Source organism: Yoonia tamlensis (assembly GCF_900115105.1).
In the GTDB taxonomy this organism is placed as follows: Bacteria; Pseudomonadota; Alphaproteobacteria; order Rhodobacterales; family Rhodobacteraceae; genus Yoonia; species Yoonia tamlensis.
Genome location: NZ_FOYP01000001.1, coordinates 1,559,701 through 1,579,555 on the forward strand (window position 1 = coordinate 1,559,701; position 19,855 = coordinate 1,579,555).

Annotated in this window: 22 protein-coding genes; 13 read left to right on the plus strand and 9 right to left on the minus strand. The window is 57.2% G+C overall.

Annotated elements, in window-relative coordinates:
• The first annotated feature begins 26 nt into the window (after positions 1 to 26).
• Positions 27 to 590 carry an acetolactate synthase small subunit gene (ilvN, locus tag BM320_RS08095; RefSeq protein ID WP_090198708.1) on the plus strand — a complete coding sequence of 188 codons (564 nt, stop codon included), beginning with the start codon at positions 27 to 29 and terminating at the stop codon, positions 588 to 590.
• A gap of 21 nt (positions 591 to 611) precedes the next feature.
• Here the strand turns inward: ilvN and BM320_RS08100 are convergent, their stop codons facing one another.
• Positions 612 to 848, minus strand: a complete 237-nt coding sequence (locus tag BM320_RS08100) for an EF-hand domain-containing protein (protein ID WP_090198712.1) — start codon at positions 846 to 848, stop codon at positions 612 to 614.
• A gap of 199 nt (positions 849 to 1,047) precedes the next feature.
• On the opposite strand from BM320_RS08100, the gene BM320_RS08105 reads away from it, so the two are divergent.
• Complete coding sequence (locus BM320_RS08105; protein WP_090198714.1) at positions 1,048 to 1,989, plus strand: nucleoside hydrolase; 942 nt, start codon at positions 1,048 to 1,050, stop codon at positions 1,987 to 1,989.
• Positions 1,986 to 3,386 carry a protein adenylyltransferase SelO gene (locus tag BM320_RS08110; RefSeq protein ID WP_090198717.1) on the plus strand — a complete coding sequence of 467 codons (1,401 nt, stop codon included), beginning with the start codon at positions 1,986 to 1,988 and terminating at the stop codon, positions 3,384 to 3,386. The genes BM320_RS08105 and BM320_RS08110 overlap by 4 nt, the downstream gene beginning before the upstream one ends.
• Here the strand turns inward: BM320_RS08110 and BM320_RS08115 are convergent.
• From BM320_RS08115 to BM320_RS08130, 4 genes are all read right to left on the minus strand, one after another.
• Positions 3,361 to 4,260, minus strand: a complete 900-nt coding sequence (locus BM320_RS08115) for a DMT family transporter (RefSeq protein ID WP_090198720.1) — start codon at positions 4,258 to 4,260, stop codon at positions 3,361 to 3,363. The genes BM320_RS08110 and BM320_RS08115 overlap by 26 nt on opposite strands.
• A 39-nt stretch (positions 4,261 to 4,299) precedes the next feature.
• Positions 4,300 to 5,265, minus strand: coding sequence for a DUF3179 domain-containing protein (locus BM320_RS08120; RefSeq protein ID WP_090198723.1), 966 nt, complete (start codon positions 5,263 to 5,265; stop codon positions 4,300 to 4,302).
• Between the two features lie 85 nt (positions 5,266 to 5,350).
• A complete protein-coding gene (locus BM320_RS08125) occupies positions 5,351 to 5,896 on the minus strand; it encodes a peptidylprolyl isomerase (protein ID WP_090198726.1) in 546 nt (181 codons plus the stop codon).
• On the minus strand, positions 5,889 to 6,395 hold the full coding sequence (locus tag BM320_RS08130; protein ID WP_090198729.1) for a peptidylprolyl isomerase: 507 nt from the start codon (positions 6,393 to 6,395) through the stop codon (positions 5,889 to 5,891). Before BM320_RS08130 ends, BM320_RS08125 begins: the two co-directional genes overlap by 8 nt.
• Before the next feature lie 130 nt (positions 6,396 to 6,525).
• Between BM320_RS08130 and BM320_RS08135 the strand changes: the two genes are divergently transcribed.
• Together BM320_RS08135 and BM320_RS08140 are read left to right on the plus strand one after the other, a co-directional pair.
• Positions 6,526 to 7,701, plus strand: coding sequence for a phosphoglycerate kinase (locus BM320_RS08135; protein WP_090198732.1), 1,176 nt, complete (start codon positions 6,526 to 6,528; stop codon positions 7,699 to 7,701).
• Positions 7,694 to 8,425, plus strand: coding sequence for an alpha/beta fold hydrolase (locus BM320_RS08140; protein WP_090198735.1), 732 nt, complete (start codon positions 7,694 to 7,696; stop codon positions 8,423 to 8,425). Before BM320_RS08135 ends, BM320_RS08140 begins: the two co-directional genes overlap by 8 nt.
• Positions 8,426 to 8,456: 31 nt before the next feature.
• On the opposite strand, the gene BM320_RS08145 is transcribed toward BM320_RS08140, so the two are convergent.
• Positions 8,457 to 8,945, minus strand: a complete 489-nt coding sequence (locus BM320_RS08145) for a GFA family protein (protein WP_090198739.1) — start codon at positions 8,943 to 8,945, stop codon at positions 8,457 to 8,459.
• A 197-nt stretch (positions 8,946 to 9,142) separates the two neighbouring features.
• Here BM320_RS08145 and BM320_RS08150 point away from each other — a divergent pair, with 197 nt between their 5' ends.
• The gene (locus tag BM320_RS08150; protein ID WP_090198742.1) at positions 9,143 to 10,750 is read left to right on the plus strand and encodes a hypothetical protein; all 1,608 of its coding nucleotides are present in this window, start codon (positions 9,143 to 9,145) and stop codon (positions 10,748 to 10,750) included.
• A gap of 38 nt (positions 10,751 to 10,788) precedes the next feature.
• Here BM320_RS08150 and BM320_RS08155 read toward each other — a convergent pair whose 3' ends face one another.
• Positions 10,789 to 11,529, minus strand: a complete 741-nt coding sequence (locus BM320_RS08155; RefSeq protein WP_090200480.1) for an SDR family oxidoreductase — start codon at positions 11,527 to 11,529, stop codon at positions 10,789 to 10,791.
• 103 nt (positions 11,530 to 11,632) lie between these two features.
• Between BM320_RS08155 and BM320_RS08160 the strand changes: the two genes are divergently transcribed.
• From BM320_RS08160 to BM320_RS08170, 3 genes are all read left to right on the plus strand, one after another.
• Positions 11,633 to 12,517: a LysR family transcriptional regulator gene (locus BM320_RS08160; protein WP_090198745.1), complete on the plus strand. Its 885-nt coding sequence runs from the start codon at positions 11,633 to 11,635 to the stop codon at positions 12,515 to 12,517.
• Positions 12,518 to 12,637: 120 nt separating this feature from the next.
• Positions 12,638 to 13,567 (plus strand): class I fructose-bisphosphate aldolase, encoded by a 930-nt coding sequence (locus tag BM320_RS08165; RefSeq protein ID WP_090198748.1) that lies wholly within the window; start codon positions 12,638 to 12,640, stop codon positions 13,565 to 13,567.
• 117 nt (positions 13,568 to 13,684) lie between these two features.
• Complete coding sequence (locus BM320_RS08170) at positions 13,685 to 13,984, plus strand: FtsB family cell division protein (protein WP_090198751.1); 300 nt, start codon at positions 13,685 to 13,687, stop codon at positions 13,982 to 13,984.
• A 14-nt stretch (positions 13,985 to 13,998) separates the two neighbouring features.
• On the opposite strand, the gene BM320_RS08175 is transcribed toward BM320_RS08170, so the two are convergent.
• Positions 13,999 to 14,427 (minus strand): GlcG/HbpS family heme-binding protein, encoded by a 429-nt coding sequence (locus tag BM320_RS08175; protein ID WP_090198754.1) that lies wholly within the window; start codon positions 14,425 to 14,427, stop codon positions 13,999 to 14,001.
• Between the two features lie 327 nt (positions 14,428 to 14,754).
• On the opposite strand from BM320_RS08175, the gene pdhA reads away from it, so the two are divergent.
• The 4 genes from pdhA to BM320_RS08195 all read left to right on the plus strand — a co-directional run bounded on the left by pdhA (position 14,755) and on the right by BM320_RS08195 (position 18,887).
• Positions 14,755 to 15,756, plus strand: coding sequence for a pyruvate dehydrogenase (acetyl-transferring) E1 component subunit alpha (gene pdhA, locus BM320_RS08180; protein WP_090198757.1), 1,002 nt, complete (start codon positions 14,755 to 14,757; stop codon positions 15,754 to 15,756).
• A gap of 3 nt (positions 15,757 to 15,759) precedes the next feature.
• Positions 15,760 to 17,124 (plus strand): pyruvate dehydrogenase complex E1 component subunit beta, encoded by a 1,365-nt coding sequence (locus BM320_RS08185; protein WP_090198761.1) that lies wholly within the window; start codon positions 15,760 to 15,762, stop codon positions 17,122 to 17,124.
• A 12-nt stretch (positions 17,125 to 17,136) separates the two neighbouring features.
• Entirely contained in the window at positions 17,137 to 18,438 is a 1,302-nt protein-coding gene (locus BM320_RS08190) for a pyruvate dehydrogenase complex dihydrolipoamide acetyltransferase (protein WP_090198764.1), read from the plus strand.
• Between the two features lie 110 nt (positions 18,439 to 18,548).
• Complete coding sequence (locus tag BM320_RS08195) at positions 18,549 to 18,887, plus strand: carboxymuconolactone decarboxylase family protein (RefSeq protein ID WP_090198767.1); 339 nt, start codon at positions 18,549 to 18,551, stop codon at positions 18,885 to 18,887.
• 169 nt (positions 18,888 to 19,056) lie between these two features.
• On the opposite strand, the gene BM320_RS08200 is transcribed toward BM320_RS08195, so the two are convergent.
• Entirely contained in the window at positions 19,057 to 19,788 is a 732-nt protein-coding gene (locus tag BM320_RS08200; RefSeq protein ID WP_090198769.1) for a hypothetical protein, read from the minus strand.
• Positions 19,789 to 19,855 lie beyond the last annotated feature (67 nt).

Below are 19,855 nucleotides of genomic sequence, written 5' to 3' on the forward strand. Positions count from 1 at the left end.
TTATTGAAAACTGAACTGGAAATAAAATGTCCGCACTAAAAATCAAAAAAGGCGCAACAAGCCACTCAGCCTATAACCTACGGCCCAACTATTCTGACACCGTTGAACGGCACACGCTGGCCGTTCTGGTTGAAAATGAACCGGGTGTTCTGGCCCGCGTGATCGGGCTTTTCTCTGGGCGTGGCTATAACATCGATAGCCTGACCGTGGCCGAGGTCGATCATCTGGGGCACCGGTCGCGGATCACAATTGTCACATCCGGAACACCGCAGATTATTGAACAGATCAAGGCGCAGCTGGGTCGAATTGTCGATGTGCATCAGGTCAACGACCTGACCGTCGAAGGTAAAACCGTGGAACGCGAACTGGCGCTATTCAAAGTATCCGGCAAGGGCGACAACCGGATCGAGGCCGTGCGCCTTGCCGATATCTTCCGCGCCAATGTGGTTGATAGCACGCTGGAATCATTTGTGTTTGAAATCACCGGCACGCCCGAAAAGATCGACGCATTTGCCGAACTGATGCGCCCGCTTGGCCTGCAAGAAATTGCACGCACCGGTGTTGCGGCCCTGTCACGCGGCGCAGTTTAACCTGCCGCGCCGGGCCACGCGTTAGCGCGGTAGCAGCCCGGCGGCTTGGCCATTGGCGATCTCATCGGCGTTAAGCAGCCCGTCGCCGGATGTATCAAGCACCTCGAAGGTGGTGTCGGTCAGATCGGGCATAACGGCGGTGAGTTCGGGGTAGCTATACATGCCGTCGCCGTTTATATCGATATTGGGGTCTTGCGCCAGTGCGGGACCCGCCAGAAAAATCGCGGCGGGGATCACTGCTGAAATCAGTTTGCTCATCTTTGTTCTCCGATAGCTCTGCGTTTTTGTGGCCTTGAATCGCATATGGGGATGCAGGCCATGGCTTACCAGCTTTCAGCCAAAATCAAAGCAATTTTCCTGTGCCGGCGTGGCATTATTGCGCCCCTTGAGCGCAATTGCCCCCTTGCCCCTGCCCGATTGACGCGACACTCTACCCCAAAGAGAGACAGGAAACCAAATGCCCGCGCGCAAAATTATTATTGATACCGACCCCGGCCAGGATGATGCGGTTGCCATTCTTCTGGCGCTTGCCTCGCCCGAAGATATTGACCTGCTGGGGATTACCGCCGTGGCGGGCAATGTGCCGCTGGCGCTGACGCAAAAGAACGCGCGGATTGTTTGCGAACTGGCAGGCAAACCCGACACGCGGGTCTTTGCAGGCTGTGACGCGCCGATGCACCGCAAACTGGTTACCGCCGAACATGTGCACGGCAAGACAGGGCTGGACGGGCCACAGATGGACGACCCGAAAATGCCACTGCAGGCCCAGCACGGCGTTGATTTTATTATCGAAACCCTGCGCAGTGAACCGACTGGCACGGTGACGCTTTGCCCGATTGGGCCACTGACAAATATTGCGACAGCCTTTGAAAAAGCGCCCGACATTATTCCGCGCATCCAAGAGATCGTATTGATGGGCGGCGGTTACTTTGAGGGCGGCAACATCACGCCCGTCGCCGAATTTAACATCTATGTTGATCCCGAGGCCGCGAAAATCGTGTTTGATTCCGGTGTTCCGCTTGTCGTGATGCCATTGGACGTGACGCATAAAGCGTTGACCACAAAGGCCCGCATCGACGCATTCCGCGCGATGGGCACCAAGGTCGGCGATATGGTCGCGGCCTGGACCGACTTTTTTGAACGGTTCGACATGGAAAAATACGGATCAGAAGGCGCGCCGCTGCATGATCCGTGCACGATTGCCTATCTGATTGACCCAACACTGTTCACGGGCCGTCATATCAACGTTGAGATCGAAACAGAATCCGAGCTGACCCTTGGCATGACCGTTGCCGATTGGTGGCGGGTGACCGACCGCGCACCCAACGCGCTGTTTATCGGTGATCTGGACGCCGAAGGGTTTTATGCTTTGCTGGCTGACCGGCTGAAACGCTTGTGAAAATTCCATTTGATAACAGCTATGTAAACCTGCCCGCGCAGATGTTTGTGGCCACGGCCCCAACGCCTGTGCCAGCACCTGCGCTGATTATCTATAATCAGGCGCTTGGCGATGCATTGGGCATTCAGGGCGATCCTGACGCGGCAGTTTTTGCAGGCAACCTGATCCCCGAAGGGGCTGCACCTATTGCCCAAGCCTATGCGGGGCATCAATTCGGCCAGTGGAACCCGCAACTGGGTGACGGGCGCGCCGTGCTTTTGGGCGAGGTTGTCGCGGCTGACGGCACCCGCCGCGATATTCAGCTCAAGGGTGCAGGCCAGACTCCGTTTTCGCGGCGCGGTGACGGGCGCGCATGGCTGGGGCCCGTATTGCGCGAATATCTGGTGTCAGAGGCAATGCATGCGCTTGGCGTGCCCACAACCCGCGCGCTGGCCGCTGTCACCACCGGTCAGGATATCTACCGCGAAGAAATCCTGCCCGGCGCAATTGTGACACGTGTGGCATCGAGCCATATTCGCGTCGGCACATTCCAATATTTCGCAGCGCGTCAGGATTTAGCGGCACTGCAGGCACTGACCGATCATGTGATCGCGCGGCACTATCCGACGGCGACTGGCCCAACCGATCTGCTTGATCAGGTGATCGCGCGCACGGCAAAACTGGTCGCGCGCTGGATGGGGTTGGGGTTTATTCACGGGGTGATGAACACCGATAATATGTCCATCGCGGGCGAAACCATTGATTACGGGCCTTGCGCCTTTATCGACGGGTTTCATCCGGGGCAGGTCTTTAGCGCGATTGATCGCCAAGGCCGCTATGCCTATGCCAACCAGCCGCAGATTGCGGCGTGGAATATGGCGCAATTTGCGACGGCGCTGATTCCATTGATGCCCGACCAAGACGCGGCGATTGAGCAGTTCACCCAAGCCGTGAACCGCTTTGGCGATATCTATCTGGCGCAATGGCGCGCGGTTTTTGCAGCCAAACTGGGGATCACAGCCCCCGTGGCCGAAGATACCGCGCTGATCACCGATCTGCTTGATCTGATGGCAGTCGAGCGCACGGATTTCACCAGCCTCTTTGCGCAGCTTAGCGGTGAAAACCCGCGCGACCTGTTTATCGACCGCCCCGCGTTTGATGCTTGGGCGCTGCGTTGGCACGCGCGCAGAGCCCCTGATTTTTTAAAGATCATGGCTGGCGCAAACCCGCAAATTATTCCGCGCAATCATCAGGTTGAAGCCTGCATTCAATCCGCTGTTTCAGGGGATTTTGCGCCGTTCCACGCGCTTTTGGGTGCCGTAACACAGCCCTTTGCCCCGCTGAACGCGGCAACCGCGCAATTTGCAAAGCCGCCAACAGATGCTGAATTGGTCAAGCAGACGTTTTGCGGGACCTAGGCGGGCGGTTGATCAGCAAAATGCCGACGGCCACCAGCGCCAGCGCGCCAATCAGATCAAATCCGACCTGTTCGCCCAGCAAAAGCCAGCCCAACCCAACGCTCAGCACCGGCGACAGAAAGCTGAACGACGCCACGCCAGAGGCCGGATAGACCGACAACAGCCAAAGCCAGAAAACAAAGCCTGCGCTAACCACAACCACCGTCTGGAACAACAGCCCCGCAATATGGATCGGCCCCAGATCACGAATAAATGGCCCGAAAAAGAACGCCGCCCCCAGCAGGATCGGCGCAGAGACAAGCACCTGCCAATATAGCTGCAATTCGGGGCGCAGGCGGGCCATTGGCGATGCTTTGGCCATCATCGCGGTCACCGCCCATGACAGCGCCCCGCCAAGCGCTGCAATATCGCCCCAGATGCTTGCCTCGCCGCTGCCGCGGTTCAGCATGGCCCATGCCACGCCCGCCATCGCAAATACCAGCCCCAACGCCTTGAGCGCGGAAATCTTGTCATTGGGCATCACAAAGTGCGCAATGATCGCCAGCCAGACAGGCATGGAATAAAATATCACCGCAGAGCGCCCGACCGTTGTCAGATCAAGCGCAACAAAAAGGCACAAAAACTGCAATCCAAAGAAAAAACCGGTGACCAGCACGGCCATGCGCGTGCCTGCTTCGAACCGGATCGGAATGCCGCGCCAGCGCAGATAGGCCCAAAGACAAACCACTGCGCCCGCTGATCGCAGCCCCGCAAAAAACACCGGTTGCAGCCCGCCATTGGTGACCTTGATCACCACCTGATTAAAGGCCAGAAACAGGGCAAACCCCGATAGTGCTACCGCGCCGAACATGTCGATATGTGATTTTCTTTCCATGCGGGCACCCTTTGCCGATGCCCTTGCAAAGTCAAGGCGTTAGCCCGGGTCGATCATCCATTCGCCGTCGGGCCAGAAGGCGTGAAAGGCAAAGGCAAATAGCACATCATGTGCAATGTCGGCACCCGCAGCGTCACGCACGCGGATATTGCCCACATCGCGCCCCTGCCCAATGTTGCGGCTGTCCAACGCTGAGGCCTGACCGGCCACCCACGTGAGCGTCAGGCCGGATTCGCTAATGGCACCCGCTGCGGCAATCCGCCCAAGCGGCCACGCCTGATTGCCCACGCGCACCACACGGGCAAGGGCCGGGATATCATGCGGGGGCAATGCGCCAGAATAAAGAAACGGGCGGTGGGAACTATCATAATTCACATAAGGGTTTGCGCCGTAATCGCGGTTAAAATCGGGCTGCGCCATCACGCGGGCGTCCGGATTACGGGCGCGGAATGTGTCCCAGCTTTCCATCCATGACGGCAGCGTTTGCAATTGCGTCCCGGTCAATTCCCCCACAATTGCCGTACCGATAGCTTGCTGCCACCAGCTTTGGGTTTCGCGGTCAAACATGATCATATCCGAATTGCGCAGTTTGCCCGAAACCCCGAACCGTAGGGTGCCTGCGGCGGTGCGCCGGTCAAATGTTATGCCTGAATTGCACAGCGGGCAAAATGTGACCGCGATGGGCAGATCGCCAATCTGGTCATTCACGATTTCATGCCAGATCAAATAGCGGATCGGATAGGCGCGCGGGCTGTGTCCGGCGATTTCGACAGTGATCACGGGTTCATGCGGGGTTAGGGCAGCGTCTGCCACCGCGATAAACTGCGGATCGTCGATTGCGGGGATGCCGTCTTTGGGCGGGCCGCCCGACAGGATTTCAACCCAGCTTGCGACGTTTGTCTTGGAAAAATCGGTCGCGGGCCATTCATGCACCCAGAATTCGGGGCTGGCGCTGGCGCTATGGGCAGCCAGAATTAATGCGGCGATGGTTTTGATGATACGCATGGCGGGTCTCCCTGATCTTGAGGGTGACTGAAGCGGGCGCGCGGGACTAGCCCCCTCGCAAAGATGTGAGGGGGCTTGAAGTTTGCTATTCGGTGACGCGCACGGCGGTCATCACATCGGGGCGGCCAATGACCGCGCCGTTCTGACCTGCGCCGCGTTTGATCGCATCGACGATGTCCATGCCTGCGGTGACTTCGCCGACAACCGTATATTGGCCGTTCAGGAAATAGCCGGGTTCGAACATGATAAAGAACTGGCTATTGGCAGAATTGGGGTTCTGCGCGCGCGCCATGCCGACAATGCCACGTTCAAACGGCTGGTCTGTAAATTCGGCCGGAATATCGGCAAATTCGGAACCACCGGTGCCCGCCATCGACAGATCACCGCCCAAGATGCCGTTTTGTACATCGCCAGTTTGCGCCATGAAACCGTCGATCACGCGGTGAAACACAACACCGTCATAAAGACCGGATTCCGCGATTGCGGCGATTTGGGCCGCGTGCAGCGGGGCGGTTTCTTCGAACAGGTCGATGGTGATTGTGCCGTTGGCCTCGCCTGCGACATCAATCTCGAGCCCGACAGCAAGCGCAGGGCCCGCCAAAAGCGTCAGAACAGAAGCGAGCTTAAACATCAGCAGCAACTTTCACGGAAATCATGCGGTCTGGGTACATTGGTGGCTCGCCTTTGACGATCGCATCCACATGTTCCATGCCGGAAATCACCTGACCGTAAACAGTGTATTGGCCGTTCAGGAAATCATTGTCTTTGAAGTTGATAAAGAACTGGCTGTTGGCCGAATTCGGGTTCTGGCTGCGTGCAGCACCAAGTGATCCGCGTGCGTGCGGCACCTTGGAAAACTCGGCTGGCAGATCAGGCAGGTCGGAACCGCCGGTGCCTGCGCGCCCAATGTCAAAGTTTTCTTCCATGTTGCCATTGGCCACATCGCCCGTCTGCGCCATGAACCCGTCAATCACACGGTGGAACGCCACGTTGTCGTATTTGCCAGCGCGCGCCAGTTCTTTCATCCGCGCAACGTGCTTTGGGGCCACATCGGGCAACAGTGCGATGGTCACATCGCCACCGGCAAGGGTCATGATAATCGTGTTTTCGGGATCTTTGATATCGGCCATTTTGGGCTCCTGTTAGCTATATTGCCCACTGACATATGACCAAGCGCACAAAATGCCAAGCGGGTCTGGTTGACGTGACGCAGCATTTGCCGCAACAAAGCGTGAAACATGGCCCATAAAGGAATCTCACATGGCTTGGAAAACGCTCGACGACATGGATTTCGCCGGAAAACGCGCTTTGGTGCGTGTGGATATCAACGTGCCTGTCGAAAACGGCGTGGTCACCGACACCAGCCGGATCGCACGTATTGCGGCCACCGTGGATGACATTCAGGCCAAAGGCGGCAAAGTGATCCTGATGGCGCATTTTGGCCGTCCCAAAGGGCAGGTTGTGCCTGATATGTCGCTTGAAATCATCGCGCCTGCCGTGTCCGATGTGCTGGGCCTGCCTGTCACCTTTGTCAGCGATGATTACGCCGAAGCCGTGGCCGAAATGGACGACGGCGATGTTTTGCTGCTTGAAAACCTGCGGTTTAACGCGGGCGAAGAAAAGAATGACGCGGCTTTTGCCCAAGAACTGGCAAGCCTTGCCGATATCTATGTCAACGATGCGTTTTCGGCCGCACACCGCGCCCATGCCAGTACCGAAGCGATTGCAAAACTGCTGCCCGCCTGTGCAGGCCGTCTGATGGCCGAGGAATTGGGCGCGTTGGAAAAAGCGCTTGGCGCCCCTGCCCGCCCTGTTGTTGCGGTGGTTGGCGGCGCAAAAGTGTCCACGAAACTGGACCTTTTGGGCAATCTGGTTGGCAAAGTCGATCATCTGGTGATCGGCGGCGGCATGGCAAATACGTTCTTGGCGGCGCAAGGGATCAACGTCGGCAAATCGCTGTGCGAACATGATCTGGCCGACACCGCCCGCGATATTCTGGCCAAAGCAGATGCCGCAGGGTGCGAAATTATCCTGCCCCGCGACATCGTGATCGCCCGCGAATTCAAGGCCAACGCCGCGCATGAAACCGTGGCTGCAGCTGATTGCCCCGATGACGCGATGATTTTTGACGCAGGCCCGCAGACGGTTGATTATATCAACGGGGTCGTCAAAAATGCGAAAACGCTGATCATGAACGGGCCTTTGGGCGTGTTCGAGCTGACACCGTTCCACGCCGGCACATTTGGCATTCTGGACGTGATCGCCACCCAGACCAAAGCGGGTGCATTGGTGTCGGTTGGCGGCGGCGGCGATACGGTTGCAGCGATCAACGCATCGGGTCACGGCGCTGATTTCACCTATATCTCGACCGCTGGCGGTGCGTTCCTTGAATGGATGGAAGGCAAAACCCTACCCGGTGTCGCGGCACTTGGCTAATTCTACGAAGACAACGCTTGAACAGATCCCCTGTGCGCCTCCGCTGCGAATGCAATTTCTTGCGGGGACGAACGATCACTTGGTTGTTGCATTTAGTGGCGTCGGGGAAAGGCCCAGGGGCTATCAGCCTATTACATTTTTTGCGTCTGCTTCACAGGGCGGGAAAAACAGCGTGCTCTTTGTGAGCGACCGGAGTCGTAGCTGGCTAAACGCAGCGGGCATCGATACCGTCATCCGTGATACGATTGCGATGATTATGAAGCAGCACGCCCTCTCCAAGCTTTCACTGCTAGGAAATTCAATGGGGGCAAGCATGGCTCTCTATTTGGCACCGCTGACAAATGCTGACGTTGTAATCGCCTTTACACCGCAATATGCCGCTAACCCCGCCACGATGCCGGACGAGCGACGTTGGTTACGATTTCGCAAGGTAATTTCAGAATTCAAATACGATGTTGTCCCCTTACAACCGCGGGTCGGGCAGTTGATTTACATTGTACACGGCGGGAATCCTAGCGAGCTGCGCCATGCCAAGAAATTTCCGGTGGTTAAAGGTGTCCGTCATTTCATCTTTCCGCAGCACGGACATAACTTTATTACAGATCTAAGGAAACAAAAGTTACTTTCGCCATTGATTGGCGCAGCTCTTGATGGGCGCCCCTATCGGTTTCGGCGCATAATACAAAAGTTCGGTGGAACATGGCGCAACAAGACACCGGGTTAACCATCCCGCCTGCCATTGCCCAAATCACGCGTTATTTGCCACCGATGATGTGCGGCGCGTCATAAACCATTGGTGCGATCACCGTGCCGTCGTTTTCGAATGCATGCGCGCGATAGGTGGGAAAATGCGGCGGGATCACGGTACCTTTCCACGCAGAATCCAGAAAAATATGCTTGGCATTTTCAGGGCTGATTTGCAGCCAGTCGGGATCATCAAAGGTTCCACCATACACCCCGACAGCGCCTTCAAAACGCGCGAACGTCAGATAGATTTTTGTGCCGCAGGTATCACAGAAGTGGATATATACTTCCATTCCGCTGCCCTCTGACACATGCGTATAGCGTTTGGGATTGCCGCGAATAAGCGCAAAATCCGAACTATCGAACACGGGTTCAACGAGATAGGCGCCACCAGTCGCACGTTGGCAGAATTTGCAATGGCACATGGTTGTGCGCGAAGGCTGCTTTTTGACCTCATACCGCAATGCGCCACAAAGGCACCCGCCCTGAGAAGACATCATCTTAGATCCTTTTCGATAGGTTTGGCCCGACCCTAGCACATATTCGGTTGGCTGTCAGATGGGCCGGTTTTGCGCGCGTGGCCGCCATGGGTGCCCCCGAAACTTTGTTGATGTTGCAGCGTATTCGGCCCGCAATCAACTTTTGTCTTGCAATGTGAACGGCGTTCATAAATGATGTCCCGATAGAGGAGATCATTATGAACAAGATTTACAGCCTATCCACCACCGCGCTTGCGCTTTGCCTGTGCACGCCTGCGCTTGCTCAAACCCGCGACCCGCTGCCGACATTGGGCGAATTTTTCAGCCCCGACCGGATTGCAACAGCGATTGCACATGCGGGGATTTCGGGGCTGCGCACGCAGATGGAACTGCAATATGATCACATGTCGGTCGATCCGATGCGCGGGATCGTGTCGCTTTCGGGGATCGTGGCGCGCCCGCAGCTGCCCTATGATCAGGCCAGCCAATGCGAAATCACAATCGCCCGCGTGACCCTATCGAGCGATTTCACCAGCCCGTTCCAAACCGCCGCCGAGGTCAATCTGAACGTGATCGGTGCGCGGGCCAATCTGGCTTGTTTTGAACGCGATATGGCGGTGGGGCTACGCACGGCGGGCTACCGCGATCTGCCGATTGATCAGTTCAAGCTGCGCGGGTCATATACCTATGCAACCGGCGCGACCGCGATTGATAGCACAGTGGCAATCAACGGGCTGGCGGTGCTGGATTATTCCGCATCGGGCACGATCCTGCCGCGTTTGGGGCGCTACGGGGTGCCTGCCGAACCTGCGATCCGCGTGACCCGCGCGGTTGCGACGCTCAAAGATGATGGCGGCTGGGCCGCTATTTCGCAGGTACTGCCCGAAAACCTGCGTGATCCGGTGATGATCCGCGAAATGGGCACACAAGGCGTGTCAGGCATGCTGAGCCAAGACGGGTTGCGCCCGCTAGGCGCGGTTGAACGCCGCTTTGTCGGGGATCTGATGGCGCAGGTCGAAGCCTATGTCACCGATCCGGGCGAAATCACCATCGAAGCCACCCTGCCCGAGAACGGCATCACGCTTGAGCCTGAAATGTATGCCGATCCGCTGGATCTGATTGCGGGGCTCGGGCTTCAGGTACGCGCGACACCGCTGGCACGCTCGCAAATCCTGAGCCTTGATGCTTTGGCTGCCGTGCAAACGCCCGAAACCCTGTCGGATGATGCGCGTATTGCGCTGGCCACGGCGCTGCTTGACGGGAATGGCGTGCCGCGCAGCACGAGCATGGTCGTCGGCCTGCTGGAACCGCTGCTTGATGCCCCCGCAACGGCGGGCGCTGCGGCCGTTTTGCTGGCGCGCGCGCAGCAAGACAGCGATGTGCCCAATGCCTACCGCCATGCGCTGGTTGCGGCAGCCGCGGGCGAAGCCGGTGCGATCGGACTGCTTGACCGGCTTGAAGCGCGGATGACCACGCAGGCCGTACTGGCCGCGCAAGACCTGCACCTGACCACAACAGGCGCACCCGCACCTATCGCGCTGGTCACTGGTGATGATCCGCGTGATCTGCGGACGCTGGCGTTGGATTACCTGACCGGCACAGGCAAGGCGCGGTCTTATGCGCACGCTTATTACTATGCGCTTTTGGCCGAAGCCGCGGGCGATATCGCCGCCGCATCACTGCGCGATGAAATCACCGCACGGTTTGGTGCGCGCGGGCCCGATGTCGCGCAGGCTTGGCACGCGATTGCTGCGCAGGTCGAACAGCAAGCGGTCACCGATTGGATCAACGCCGATCTTCCCGCGCGCTATCTGGTCGCGGAATAAACATTGCTGGCCCGCAGGCAACCCTGCGGGCCATTGCCCTAGGCCATGCCACCATTGGCGCGTAGGGTCTGGCCGTTCACCCAACCCGCATCGCCGCGCACCATTGCTGCAACCAGATTTGCGATATCCTCGGGCTGCCCGATCCGCCCCATAGGCGACAGGCCTGCAACATGTTCCAGCTGCTCCGGCGTTTTGCCATCAAGATAAAGCGCTGTCGCGACCGGTCCCGGGGCAATCCCGTTCACGGTGATATTGCGCCCAGCCAGTTCCTTGGCAAAAATCGGCGTCATCGCGTCAACCCCTGCTTTGGCCGCGCAATAGCCTGCGTAACCGGGAAAGTTCACTGTTAGCGCCGTCGTTGAAATGTTGATGATGCGTGCCCCATCTTGCATTGATCTTCCCGCCGCGCGCAGACAGTTGAAAACGCCCTTGAGGTTGATCGCAACCATCCGGTCGAAATCCGCGTCAGATGTATCAACCAAAGGTGCCAGCGTCATGACGCCCGCGTTATTGACCAGCAGGTCAGGCGCGCCAAATTGTGCGACGCATGTTTCGAACATTTCGGTGACCTGCGCGGGATCGCTGACATCCGCCCGCACAGCTAGCGCCCTGCCACCTGACGCCGTGATTTGCGCGACAACCTCTTGGGCGGCATCCGCGCGGCCTGCGTAATTGACGATCACCGCAAAACCATCTGCCGCCAAACGCTGCGCAATTGCGGCACCAATCCCGCGCGAACCACCCGTCACGATCGCCGCATTCAATTTCTCTTGTGTCATGGGTTTCTCCTTTAACCATGCCGATTGGTACGCCGCGACCCAATTCCGGACAATTCGCGCATTTTCGGTTTTACTATCCGGATTTTTCGAACAATAATGCGGCATGGACCGGTTTTCAGAAATGCGCATCTTTATGCATGTGGTCGAAGCGCGCAGTTTTCGGGCTGCAGCAACGGTGCTTGGCATGCCGCCGTCGACGGTATCGGATGTTGTAAAACGCGCCGAAGCGCGGCTTGGCACCCGTCTTTTAGATCGCACGACGCGGGTAGTTGCACCAACACCAGACGGGCTTGCGTGGTATGAACGCTGCCGCGAGATTGTCGCACAGATCGAAGACGCCGAGGCCGCCTTTCGCGGGGTGCCAGCCCATGGGCGCGTGCGCATTGACGCTGTCGGGTCATTGGCCCGCGAGGTGTTGCTACCCGCCCTGCCCGCATTTCTGGATGCGCACCCTGAGCTTGATCTGGTCATTTCCGAAGGTGAACGGCTTGTCGATTTGATCCGCGAAGGCGTCGATATTGCGCTGCGCACCGGCCCGCTTGACGATAGTGATCTGATCCGACGCCCGCTTGGTACGCTGGACGAGATTACAGTCGCGGCACCTGCCTATCTTGCGGGACGCCGCATGCCGAACTCACCGGATGATTTTGGGGGACACCATATGGTGGGATATTTTTCGTCGCGCACCCGCGATGTCTTGCCACTTGATTTCGCGGTGCAAGGCAAGGTTGTCACGCGCAGGCTGCCATGTAAATTGACCGTGACAGGTACAGAGACGCTGATCGCAGCGGCGCGTGCAGGGCTTGGTATCGCGCAGCTACCACGCTACCGCGTGCTTGCGGATCTGACGCAGGGGCGGCTGGTTGAAATCCTGCCAAACTGTCAGCCGACACCGTCGCCATTGGCCGCTGTTTACCTGCGAGACAGGCATTTATCACCACGGGTACGTGTCGTGCTTGATTGGCTTTCTGGTCTGTCATTTGGCTAATTTTGCCCCGTCCAATCGATGTTAACGCAAACATCTGGTATGTTAGCGCAACCGTCATTGTACCCTTGTTTCAAGCTGTTAAAGCGCGCTTAGCGAACAGCAAACAAAGGGTGCGATACCATGAAAACCACAAAAGCCGTCCAACGTATTCTGGCCAATTACGAAGGTGAAACACCCGGCGTTAAGGCAAACCTTGCCCGCATCATGATGGCCGGCAAACTGGGCGGCACCGGCAAGATGATCATTCTGCCCGTGGACCAAGGGTTTGAACACGGGCCTGCACGGTCGTTCGCACCCAACCCTGCCGCCTATGACCCGCATTACCATTACCAGCTGGCGATTGACGCAGGGCTGAACGCCTATGCGGCACCCTTGGGCATGCTCGAGGCGGGCGCAGATACATTTGCTGGGCAGATCCCGACGATCCTGAAAGTGAACTCGGCCAATTCGCTGATCCCTGACGCGGCACCAAAAACCCAAGCGATCACCGCATCGGTTGACGACGCCCTGCGCCTTGGTGCATCGGCCATCGGGTTCACGATCTATCCCGGGTCATCGGCTGCGCTGAACATGTTTGGCGATATCGCAGAAATGCGCCGCGAGGCCGCGGCCAAGGGCGTTGCCACTGTGATCTGGTCCTACCCACGTGGTGAAGCTTTGGATAAAGACGGGGAAACCGCGATTGATATCGCCGCCTATGCTGCACAAATCGCAGGTCTGTTGGGCGCACATATCATCAAGATCAAACTATCCACCGATCATCTGTCCCTGCCCGAAGCCAAAAAAGTCTACGAGGCCGAAGGGATCGATATTTCCACCCAAGCTGCTCGGGTCAAACATTGCGTTGACAGTGCGCTTGGCGGGCGGCGTTTGATGGTGTTTTCGGGTGGTGCGGCCAAAGGTGCCGACGCGGTTTATGACGACGCGCGCGCGATCCGCGATGGTGGCGGCAACGGGTCGATCATCGGGCGTAACTCGTTCCAGCGCGACCGTGCGGATGCGCTGGCGATGTTGTCCAAGCTGATGGATATCTATCGCGGCAAGGCGTAATTCCGCCAAAATCCAGTGATTATCCCCTATCTGCGGAAAATAGGGGATTCACATTGCGAATCAGATGTGCGATTCTATGGCCAGTTACCCGCAAGAGGTAACATCTGAGGCAAGCAAATGTTCCGACGTCACCGCCCCCAAATGGGCACCCTTTTGTATTTCCTAGGCGCTTTGATGCTTGGGCTTTATTTCACTTTTGCCGCCGTGCAGGGTGATTATGGCCTGTTCAAGCGTATCGAGATCCGCGCGGAGGGCGCAGCGTTAGAACAAGAACTGGCAATCCTTCAGGCAGAGGTGGGGCGCATGGAAAACCTCACCTCTCGCCTGTCGGACGATTTTCTGGACCTCGACCTGCTCGACCAGCAAGCGCGCGACGTATTGGGACTTATCCGGGCGGATGAGGTTGTTATTCGCTAGTTCGCCCGAATACCCTATTTACCCTGACTTGCCGCGAATGCCTGAACCGCAGCTTCTGCCACCGAAAGATCCTGCGCGGGTGACCCGGAGCTGACACCGATACCACCGACAACCTCTTCGCCTGCAAATACCGGCAGACCGCCGCCAATTGCGACCATGCGCCCGCCCAAAGCAGATGAAATACCATGTGCCGGCTGGCCGGGTTGATTGGCATCGCCAAGCAAATGGGTGCCTTTGCGAATGCCGATTGCGGTAAAGCTTTTATCGATCGCAAGGGTAATCGCGGTGACCTTGCCGCCATTCATCCGTTCAAACGCAATCAGATTGCCGCTTTCATCGGTGATCGCGATACACATCGGCACATCGATCTCTTGCGCTTTGGCGCGCGCACCCGCGATTAGGACATAGGCATCGTCAATGCCAAGACGTTTGATGGTGAGCATGGTGGCCTCCTACAAATTTGATTTCTGTATTCTAGTATACAAGATATGCATTTGAAAGAACAACTGGCCATAGATCATGCGCGCAACCGGCCAATGGCTGGCGCTGCAGGCTGGCACACGCCGTATTAACATTTGCGCAGGCATTTTTACCCTAGGTCACATTAATTTGGGTCCGCATCGCAGAATCGCACAGTTTTCGGGGTGTAAATCGCTGAAAACACCTCCAAAACAACAGTTTTCACTTTACCCCTCGTAATCTTGACAGTCCTCCTGTATAAGATAGTTTAACGTTAAACTATATTTGCAATAAACGCTGGAGGAGCACCCATGCCGCCCAAAAAGGCCGCCGCGAAACCAAACGTCTCAGCCGAGGAACTGCTGGGGCATTACCGTGAAATGCTGCTGATCCGGCGATTTGAAGAAAAGGCAGGCCAACTTTATGGCATGGGCCTGATCGGCGGTTTCTGTCACCTTTATATCGGTCAAGAGGCCGTTGTTGTCGGACTTGAGGCCGCAGCTGATGAGGGCGACAAGCGCGTGACATCCTACCGCGACCACGGCCATATGCTGGCCTGCGGCATGGACCCCAAAGGCATTATGGCCGAATTGACCGGCCGCGAAGGCGGCTTTTCAAAGGGCAAAGGCGGCTCGATGCATATGTTCTCTAAGGAGAAACATTTCTACGGCGGTCACGGCATTGTTGGGGCGCAGGTTCCACTGGGCGCGGGTCTTGCATTTTCGGACAAATACAAAGGCAATGACCGCGTGACATTCGCCTATTTCGGTGATGGCGCGGCGAACCAGGGTCAGGTCTACGAGACCTACAACATGGCGCAACTGTGGGACCTGCCGGTTATTTTCGTGATTGAAAACAACGGCTACGCGATGGGTACATCTGTAGTCCGCTCCACCAAATCCCCATCCTTGTGGGAACGCGGTGCCGCTTATGGCATCAAAGGCGAAGAAGTTGACGGGATGTCGGTTCTGGCCGTCAAAGAGGCGGGCGAACGCGCCGTGGCACACTGCCGCGCAGGCAAAGGCCCCTATATCCTCGAGGTCAAGACATACCGCTACCGCGGGCACTCCATGTCTGACCCCGCAAAATACCGGACCCGCGACGAAGTGCAGAAAATGCGCGATGAACGTGACCCGATCGAGCAGGTCCGCGATATGTTGCTGACAGGCAAACATGCATCCGAGGATGACCTGAAAGCCATCGACAAAGAGATCAAAGCCGTGGTGAACGAAGCGGCTGAATTCTCGAAGGAAAGCCCCGAGCCCGCATTGGAAGAGCTTTGGACAGATATTTACGCAGAAGTGGAGGCTTAAGCCATGGCAACTGAAATTCTCATGCCCGCCCTGTCGCCCACCATGGAAGAAGGCACATTGGCCAAATGGTTGGTCAAAGAAGGTGACACTGTTTCATCCGGTGACATCATGGCCGAGATCGAAACCGACAAAGCCACGATGGAATTCGAAGCTGTTGACGAAGGGATCGTTGGCAAAATCCTGATCGCTGAAGGCACCGAAAACGTCAAGGTAAACGAAGTTATCGCGATCCTGATCGAAGAAGGTGAAGCTGTCCCCGAAGCGGGTGCCGCCCCTGCGGCCGCAGCGCCTTCCGCGGCAGAGCCTGTTGCAGCGGCGCCTGCAGCAGCTGCGGCCCCTGCGGCCCCGGTTGTTGATGCCACCCCTGATTGGCCCGCCGATACGCCCGTGACATCAACCACCGTCCGCACCGCCCTGCGCGATGCGATGGCCGAAGAAATGCGCCGCGACGATGATGTGTTCTTGATGGGGGAAGAGGTCGCCGAATACCAAGGCGCCTATAAGATCTCGCAAGGGCTGCTGGATGAATTCAGCGCCAAACGCGTGATTGATACGCCCATTACCGAACATGGTTTTGCCGGTATCGCGACAGGTGCCGCCTTTGGTGGATTGAAGCCGATTGTCGAATTCATGACTTTTAACTTCGCCATGCAAGCCATTGATCACCTTATTAACTCTGCCGCCAAGACGCTTTATATGTCTGGCGGCCAGATGGGTGCGCCGATGGTATTCCGTGGGCCAAACGGTGCCGCTGCCCGCGTCGGCGCGCAGCATTCGCAGTGTTATGCCGCGTGGTATATGCAGGTGCCTGGCCTCAAGGTTGTGATGCCCTATTCTGCCGCTGATGCCAAAGGTCTGATGAAAACTGCCATCCGCGACCCCAACCCTGTGATCTTCCTTGAAAACGAAATCATGTACGGCAAATCCTTTGATGTGCCTGACATGGATGATTTCACTATTCCCTTTGGCAAGGCCAAGATCGAACGCGGCGGCGATGATGTAACCATCGTTTCCTTCGGGATCGGTGTCGGCTATGCGCTTGAAGCCGCCGAAAAACTGGCCGCTGACGGGATCAGCGCCGAAGTGATCAACCTGCGCACCCTGCGTCCGATGGATACCGCAACGATCCTTGCCTCTGTGCGCAAGACAAACCGCTGTGTCACCGTCGAAGAAGGCTGGCCGCAAGGGTCCGTCGGCGGATATATCAGCAACGTCATCATGCAAGAGGCGTTTGATTATCTTGATGCCCCAGTGATCAACTGCACCGGCAAGGACGTGCCGATGCCCTATGCTGCCAACCTTGAAAAACATGCTTTGCTGACCGTCGACGAAGTCGTCGACGCCTGTAAATCAGTGACCTACCGCTAAGGAGACAATGCGATGCCTACAGAAATCCTGATGCCCGCCCTGTCCCCCACAATGGAGGAAGGCACATTGGCCAAATGGCACGTCAAAGAGGGCGACACCGTGTCCTCTGGCGATATCATGGCCGAAATCGAAACCGACAAAGCCACGATGGAATTCGAAGCCGTTGACGAAGGGGTGGTCGGCAAGATCATCATCGCCGAAGGTACCGAAGGCGTGAAAGTCAACACAGTGATTGCCGTTTTGCTTGAAGATGGCGAAAGCGCCGCCGACATTGGCGCAACACCGGCTGCGGCACCGGCGGCAACGCCCGCCGCGGGCGCAGAGGCGGCCCCCGCAGGGGGCTCCGATAAGCCCGCAACCCCTGCCCCGGCCGCACCCGTCAAAGACGGCAACCGGATCTTTGCAACCCCGTTGGCCCGCCGGATCGCGGCGGACAAGGGTCTTGATCTGGCGGCGATCACCGGTTCTGGCCCGCATGGTCGGATCGTGAAAGCCGATGTTGAAAATGCAACCGCTGCGCCAAAAGCTGCTGCTGCGCCCGCCGCCAAAGCCGCAGCCCCCGCTGCCGCGACAATGGCCACCGGCCCGTCAACGGATGTTGTGTTGAAAACATATGCCGATCGTCCGTTCGAAGAGGTCAAGCTCGACGGGATGCGCAAAACCATCGCCGCCCGTCTGACCGAAGCCAAACAATCCGTGCCGCATTTCTACCTGCGCCGCGATATCCAGCTTGATGCGCTGCTCAAATTCCGCAGCCAGTTGAACAAGCAGCTCGAAGGGCGCGGCGTCAAGCTGTCCGTCAACGACTTCATCATCAAGGCCTGCGCGATTGCCTTGCAGCAAGTTCCCGAGGCCAACGCTGTTTGGGCCGGTGACCGGACGCTGAAATTCACAAAATCGGATGTCGCGGTCGCGGTCGCCATCGAAGGCGGGTTGTTCACACCTGTGCTGCAAGATGCTGATAGCAAATCATTGTCGGCCCTGTCCGAGCAGATGAAAGACCTTGCTACCCGTGCGCGCGACCGCAAACTGGCACCGCATGAATACCAAGGCGGGTCTTTTGCGATCTCCAACCTTGGCATGTTCGGCATCGACAATTTTGACGCCATCATCAACCCGCCACATTCCGCCATTCTGGCCGTTGGTGCGGGGGTTAAAAAACCAATCGTTGGCGCAGACGGCGAACTGACTGTCGGCACGGTCATGTCATGCACATTGTCGGTCGATCACCGCGTGATTGACGGCGTTCTGGGTGCAAACCTTCTGAACGCAATCAAGGACAATCTTGAAAACCCGATGACGATGTTGGCTTAAGCCACCAACGAAAACCCCTAAAACGACACGGCACCTTGCGTTAAATCAAGGTGCCGTTTTGCATTCCACGTCATTCAGGAGCCAACTTGCAATCAAGAAAGTCATCTGACATGGACTGGAACAGCGAACTGGCCGAAGCCAGCAGCAACATCGAAAACTTTCGCAAAGTACAAAGCCCGGCCGGAGATGGCTTTACCGCAATTCACCGTGCGGCGATGACGCCAGGGGCGTTGGATGCAAAGCAAAAAGAGCTGATCGCGCTGGCAATAGGTATTTCCAAGCAATGTGTCGATTGTATTGGCTTTCACGTTCGCGCAGCCATCGAAGCAGGTGCCACGCGTGATGAAATCGCCGAAGTGATTTCAGTTTGTATGATGATGGGCGGGGGACCTGCCTATATGTACGGTGTCAAAGCACTGGAAGCCTATGACCAGCTAGCGATACGGTAGCTCTATGCCCGATTTCATTTGCCTTGACTGACTATTTGCCCTCAATCACAAGTTAGATCGACATTGCGGGCTGGGCACAGCCCGCTTCACCAACGATCTGCCTACACACGGCCGTGACGCGGCACGTCGTCCTATACGTCCGACTCAGCCGCGTGACCGCGCGCGCCGTTTAGGTGGGCGGCACCAGTGCAACGACGGTGATCGATATATCCGAAATATCGCGGGCGCAGTGCACCGTTGCTTGTCGGCCATCATGTTCAACAAATGCTTCACCCGGCCCGCTTGATAAGACCAGCCAATTATCGCCTTCGCGTTCGCGCACCCATTTGGCGACAGTGCGTGATATGTCACCTGAACTCAGGTTCGGCCGGAGCGGGCCATAGGAAATCAGGTCGTCGGCGCCACCAGAAACAAAATCATAATCACTTGTCGTCAATCCTGATGCTTCGCCGATATCAAGAAAACACGGGATCGCCTCGGTTGTCCTATCCGCAATTGCAGGCCTGCGCCCCATCAACGACAGCTGCGCCGTTTCGACAATGCTTCCTTCAGGAATAGCGGCAAGATCGAAAAATGCTTTGCCCTGATAGGCGTGATGTATCCATGTATTACAAGGGATCGGGTCTTGGCCTGGGATAAGCGTAGATTCGAAGCCGACCCGCACATCGCCACGGTCGCGCCCCCCAGTATCACGCCAGTCGTGCATCAACGCCGAGCCAGTTCCGGTACGTTGCAGGAACGGGCAAACCCCGGTTGTGTAGGATGCCGCGACATGATGCACGCCTTGCACAGTGGGTCGCAACACAAATGTCTGCCGTTCGCGGTCTGCAAGATTATCAAGAATGTCGCAGCCGGCCAAAGCTCCAAGCGCTGAAAGAACAGCTATTTGTCCAAGTTTCATCTCTAAAATGCCTCCAATCAATCAAATAATGACTGATTGTAGCACAAATCGAGCGCCTTCATAACAG

Excerpts from the sequence above, each read along its gene's own strand:
- ilvN (WP_090198708.1), top strand. The coding sequence starts at position 27 with ATGTCCGCACTAAAAATCAAAAAAGGCGCAACAAGCCACTCAGCCTAT.
- BM320_RS08100 (WP_090198712.1), bottom strand. The coding sequence starts at position 848 with ATGAGCAAACTGATTTCAGCAGTGATCCCCGCCGCGATTTTTCTGGCG.
- BM320_RS08105 (WP_090198714.1), top strand. The coding sequence starts at position 1,048 with ATGCCCGCGCGCAAAATTATTATTGATACCGACCCCGGCCAGGATGAT.
- BM320_RS08115 (WP_090198720.1), bottom strand. The coding sequence starts at position 4,260 with ATGGAAAGAAAATCACATATCGACATGTTCGGCGCGGTAGCACTATCG.
- BM320_RS08120 (WP_090198723.1), bottom strand. The coding sequence starts at position 5,265 with ATGCGTATCATCAAAACCATCGCCGCATTAATTCTGGCTGCCCATAGC.
- BM320_RS08125 (WP_090198726.1), bottom strand. The coding sequence starts at position 5,896 with ATGTTTAAGCTCGCTTCTGTTCTGACGCTTTTGGCGGGCCCTGCGCTT.
- BM320_RS08130 (WP_090198729.1), bottom strand. The coding sequence starts at position 6,395 with ATGGCCGATATCAAAGATCCCGAAAACACGATTATCATGACCCTTGCC.
- BM320_RS08135 (WP_090198732.1), top strand. The coding sequence starts at position 6,526 with ATGGCTTGGAAAACGCTCGACGACATGGATTTCGCCGGAAAACGCGCT.
- BM320_RS08145 (WP_090198739.1), bottom strand. The coding sequence starts at position 8,945 with ATGATGTCTTCTCAGGGCGGGTGCCTTTGTGGCGCATTGCGGTATGAG.
- BM320_RS08150 (WP_090198742.1), top strand. The coding sequence starts at position 9,143 with ATGAACAAGATTTACAGCCTATCCACCACCGCGCTTGCGCTTTGCCTG.
- BM320_RS08155 (WP_090200480.1), bottom strand. The coding sequence starts at position 11,529 with ATGACACAAGAGAAATTGAATGCGGCGATCGTGACGGGTGGTTCGCGC.
- BM320_RS08160 (WP_090198745.1), top strand. The coding sequence starts at position 11,633 with ATGGACCGGTTTTCAGAAATGCGCATCTTTATGCATGTGGTCGAAGCG.
- BM320_RS08165 (WP_090198748.1), top strand. The coding sequence starts at position 12,638 with ATGAAAACCACAAAAGCCGTCCAACGTATTCTGGCCAATTACGAAGGT.
- BM320_RS08170 (WP_090198751.1), top strand. The coding sequence starts at position 13,685 with ATGTTCCGACGTCACCGCCCCCAAATGGGCACCCTTTTGTATTTCCTA.
- BM320_RS08175 (WP_090198754.1), bottom strand. The coding sequence starts at position 14,427 with ATGCTCACCATCAAACGTCTTGGCATTGACGATGCCTATGTCCTAATC.
- pdhA (WP_090198757.1), top strand. The coding sequence starts at position 14,755 with ATGCCGCCCAAAAAGGCCGCCGCGAAACCAAACGTCTCAGCCGAGGAA.
- BM320_RS08185 (WP_090198761.1), top strand. The coding sequence starts at position 15,760 with ATGGCAACTGAAATTCTCATGCCCGCCCTGTCGCCCACCATGGAAGAA.
- BM320_RS08190 (WP_090198764.1), top strand. The coding sequence starts at position 17,137 with ATGCCTACAGAAATCCTGATGCCCGCCCTGTCCCCCACAATGGAGGAA.
- BM320_RS08195 (WP_090198767.1), top strand. The coding sequence starts at position 18,549 with ATGGACTGGAACAGCGAACTGGCCGAAGCCAGCAGCAACATCGAAAAC.
- BM320_RS08200 (WP_090198769.1), bottom strand. The coding sequence starts at position 19,788 with ATGAAACTTGGACAAATAGCTGTTCTTTCAGCGCTTGGAGCTTTGGCC.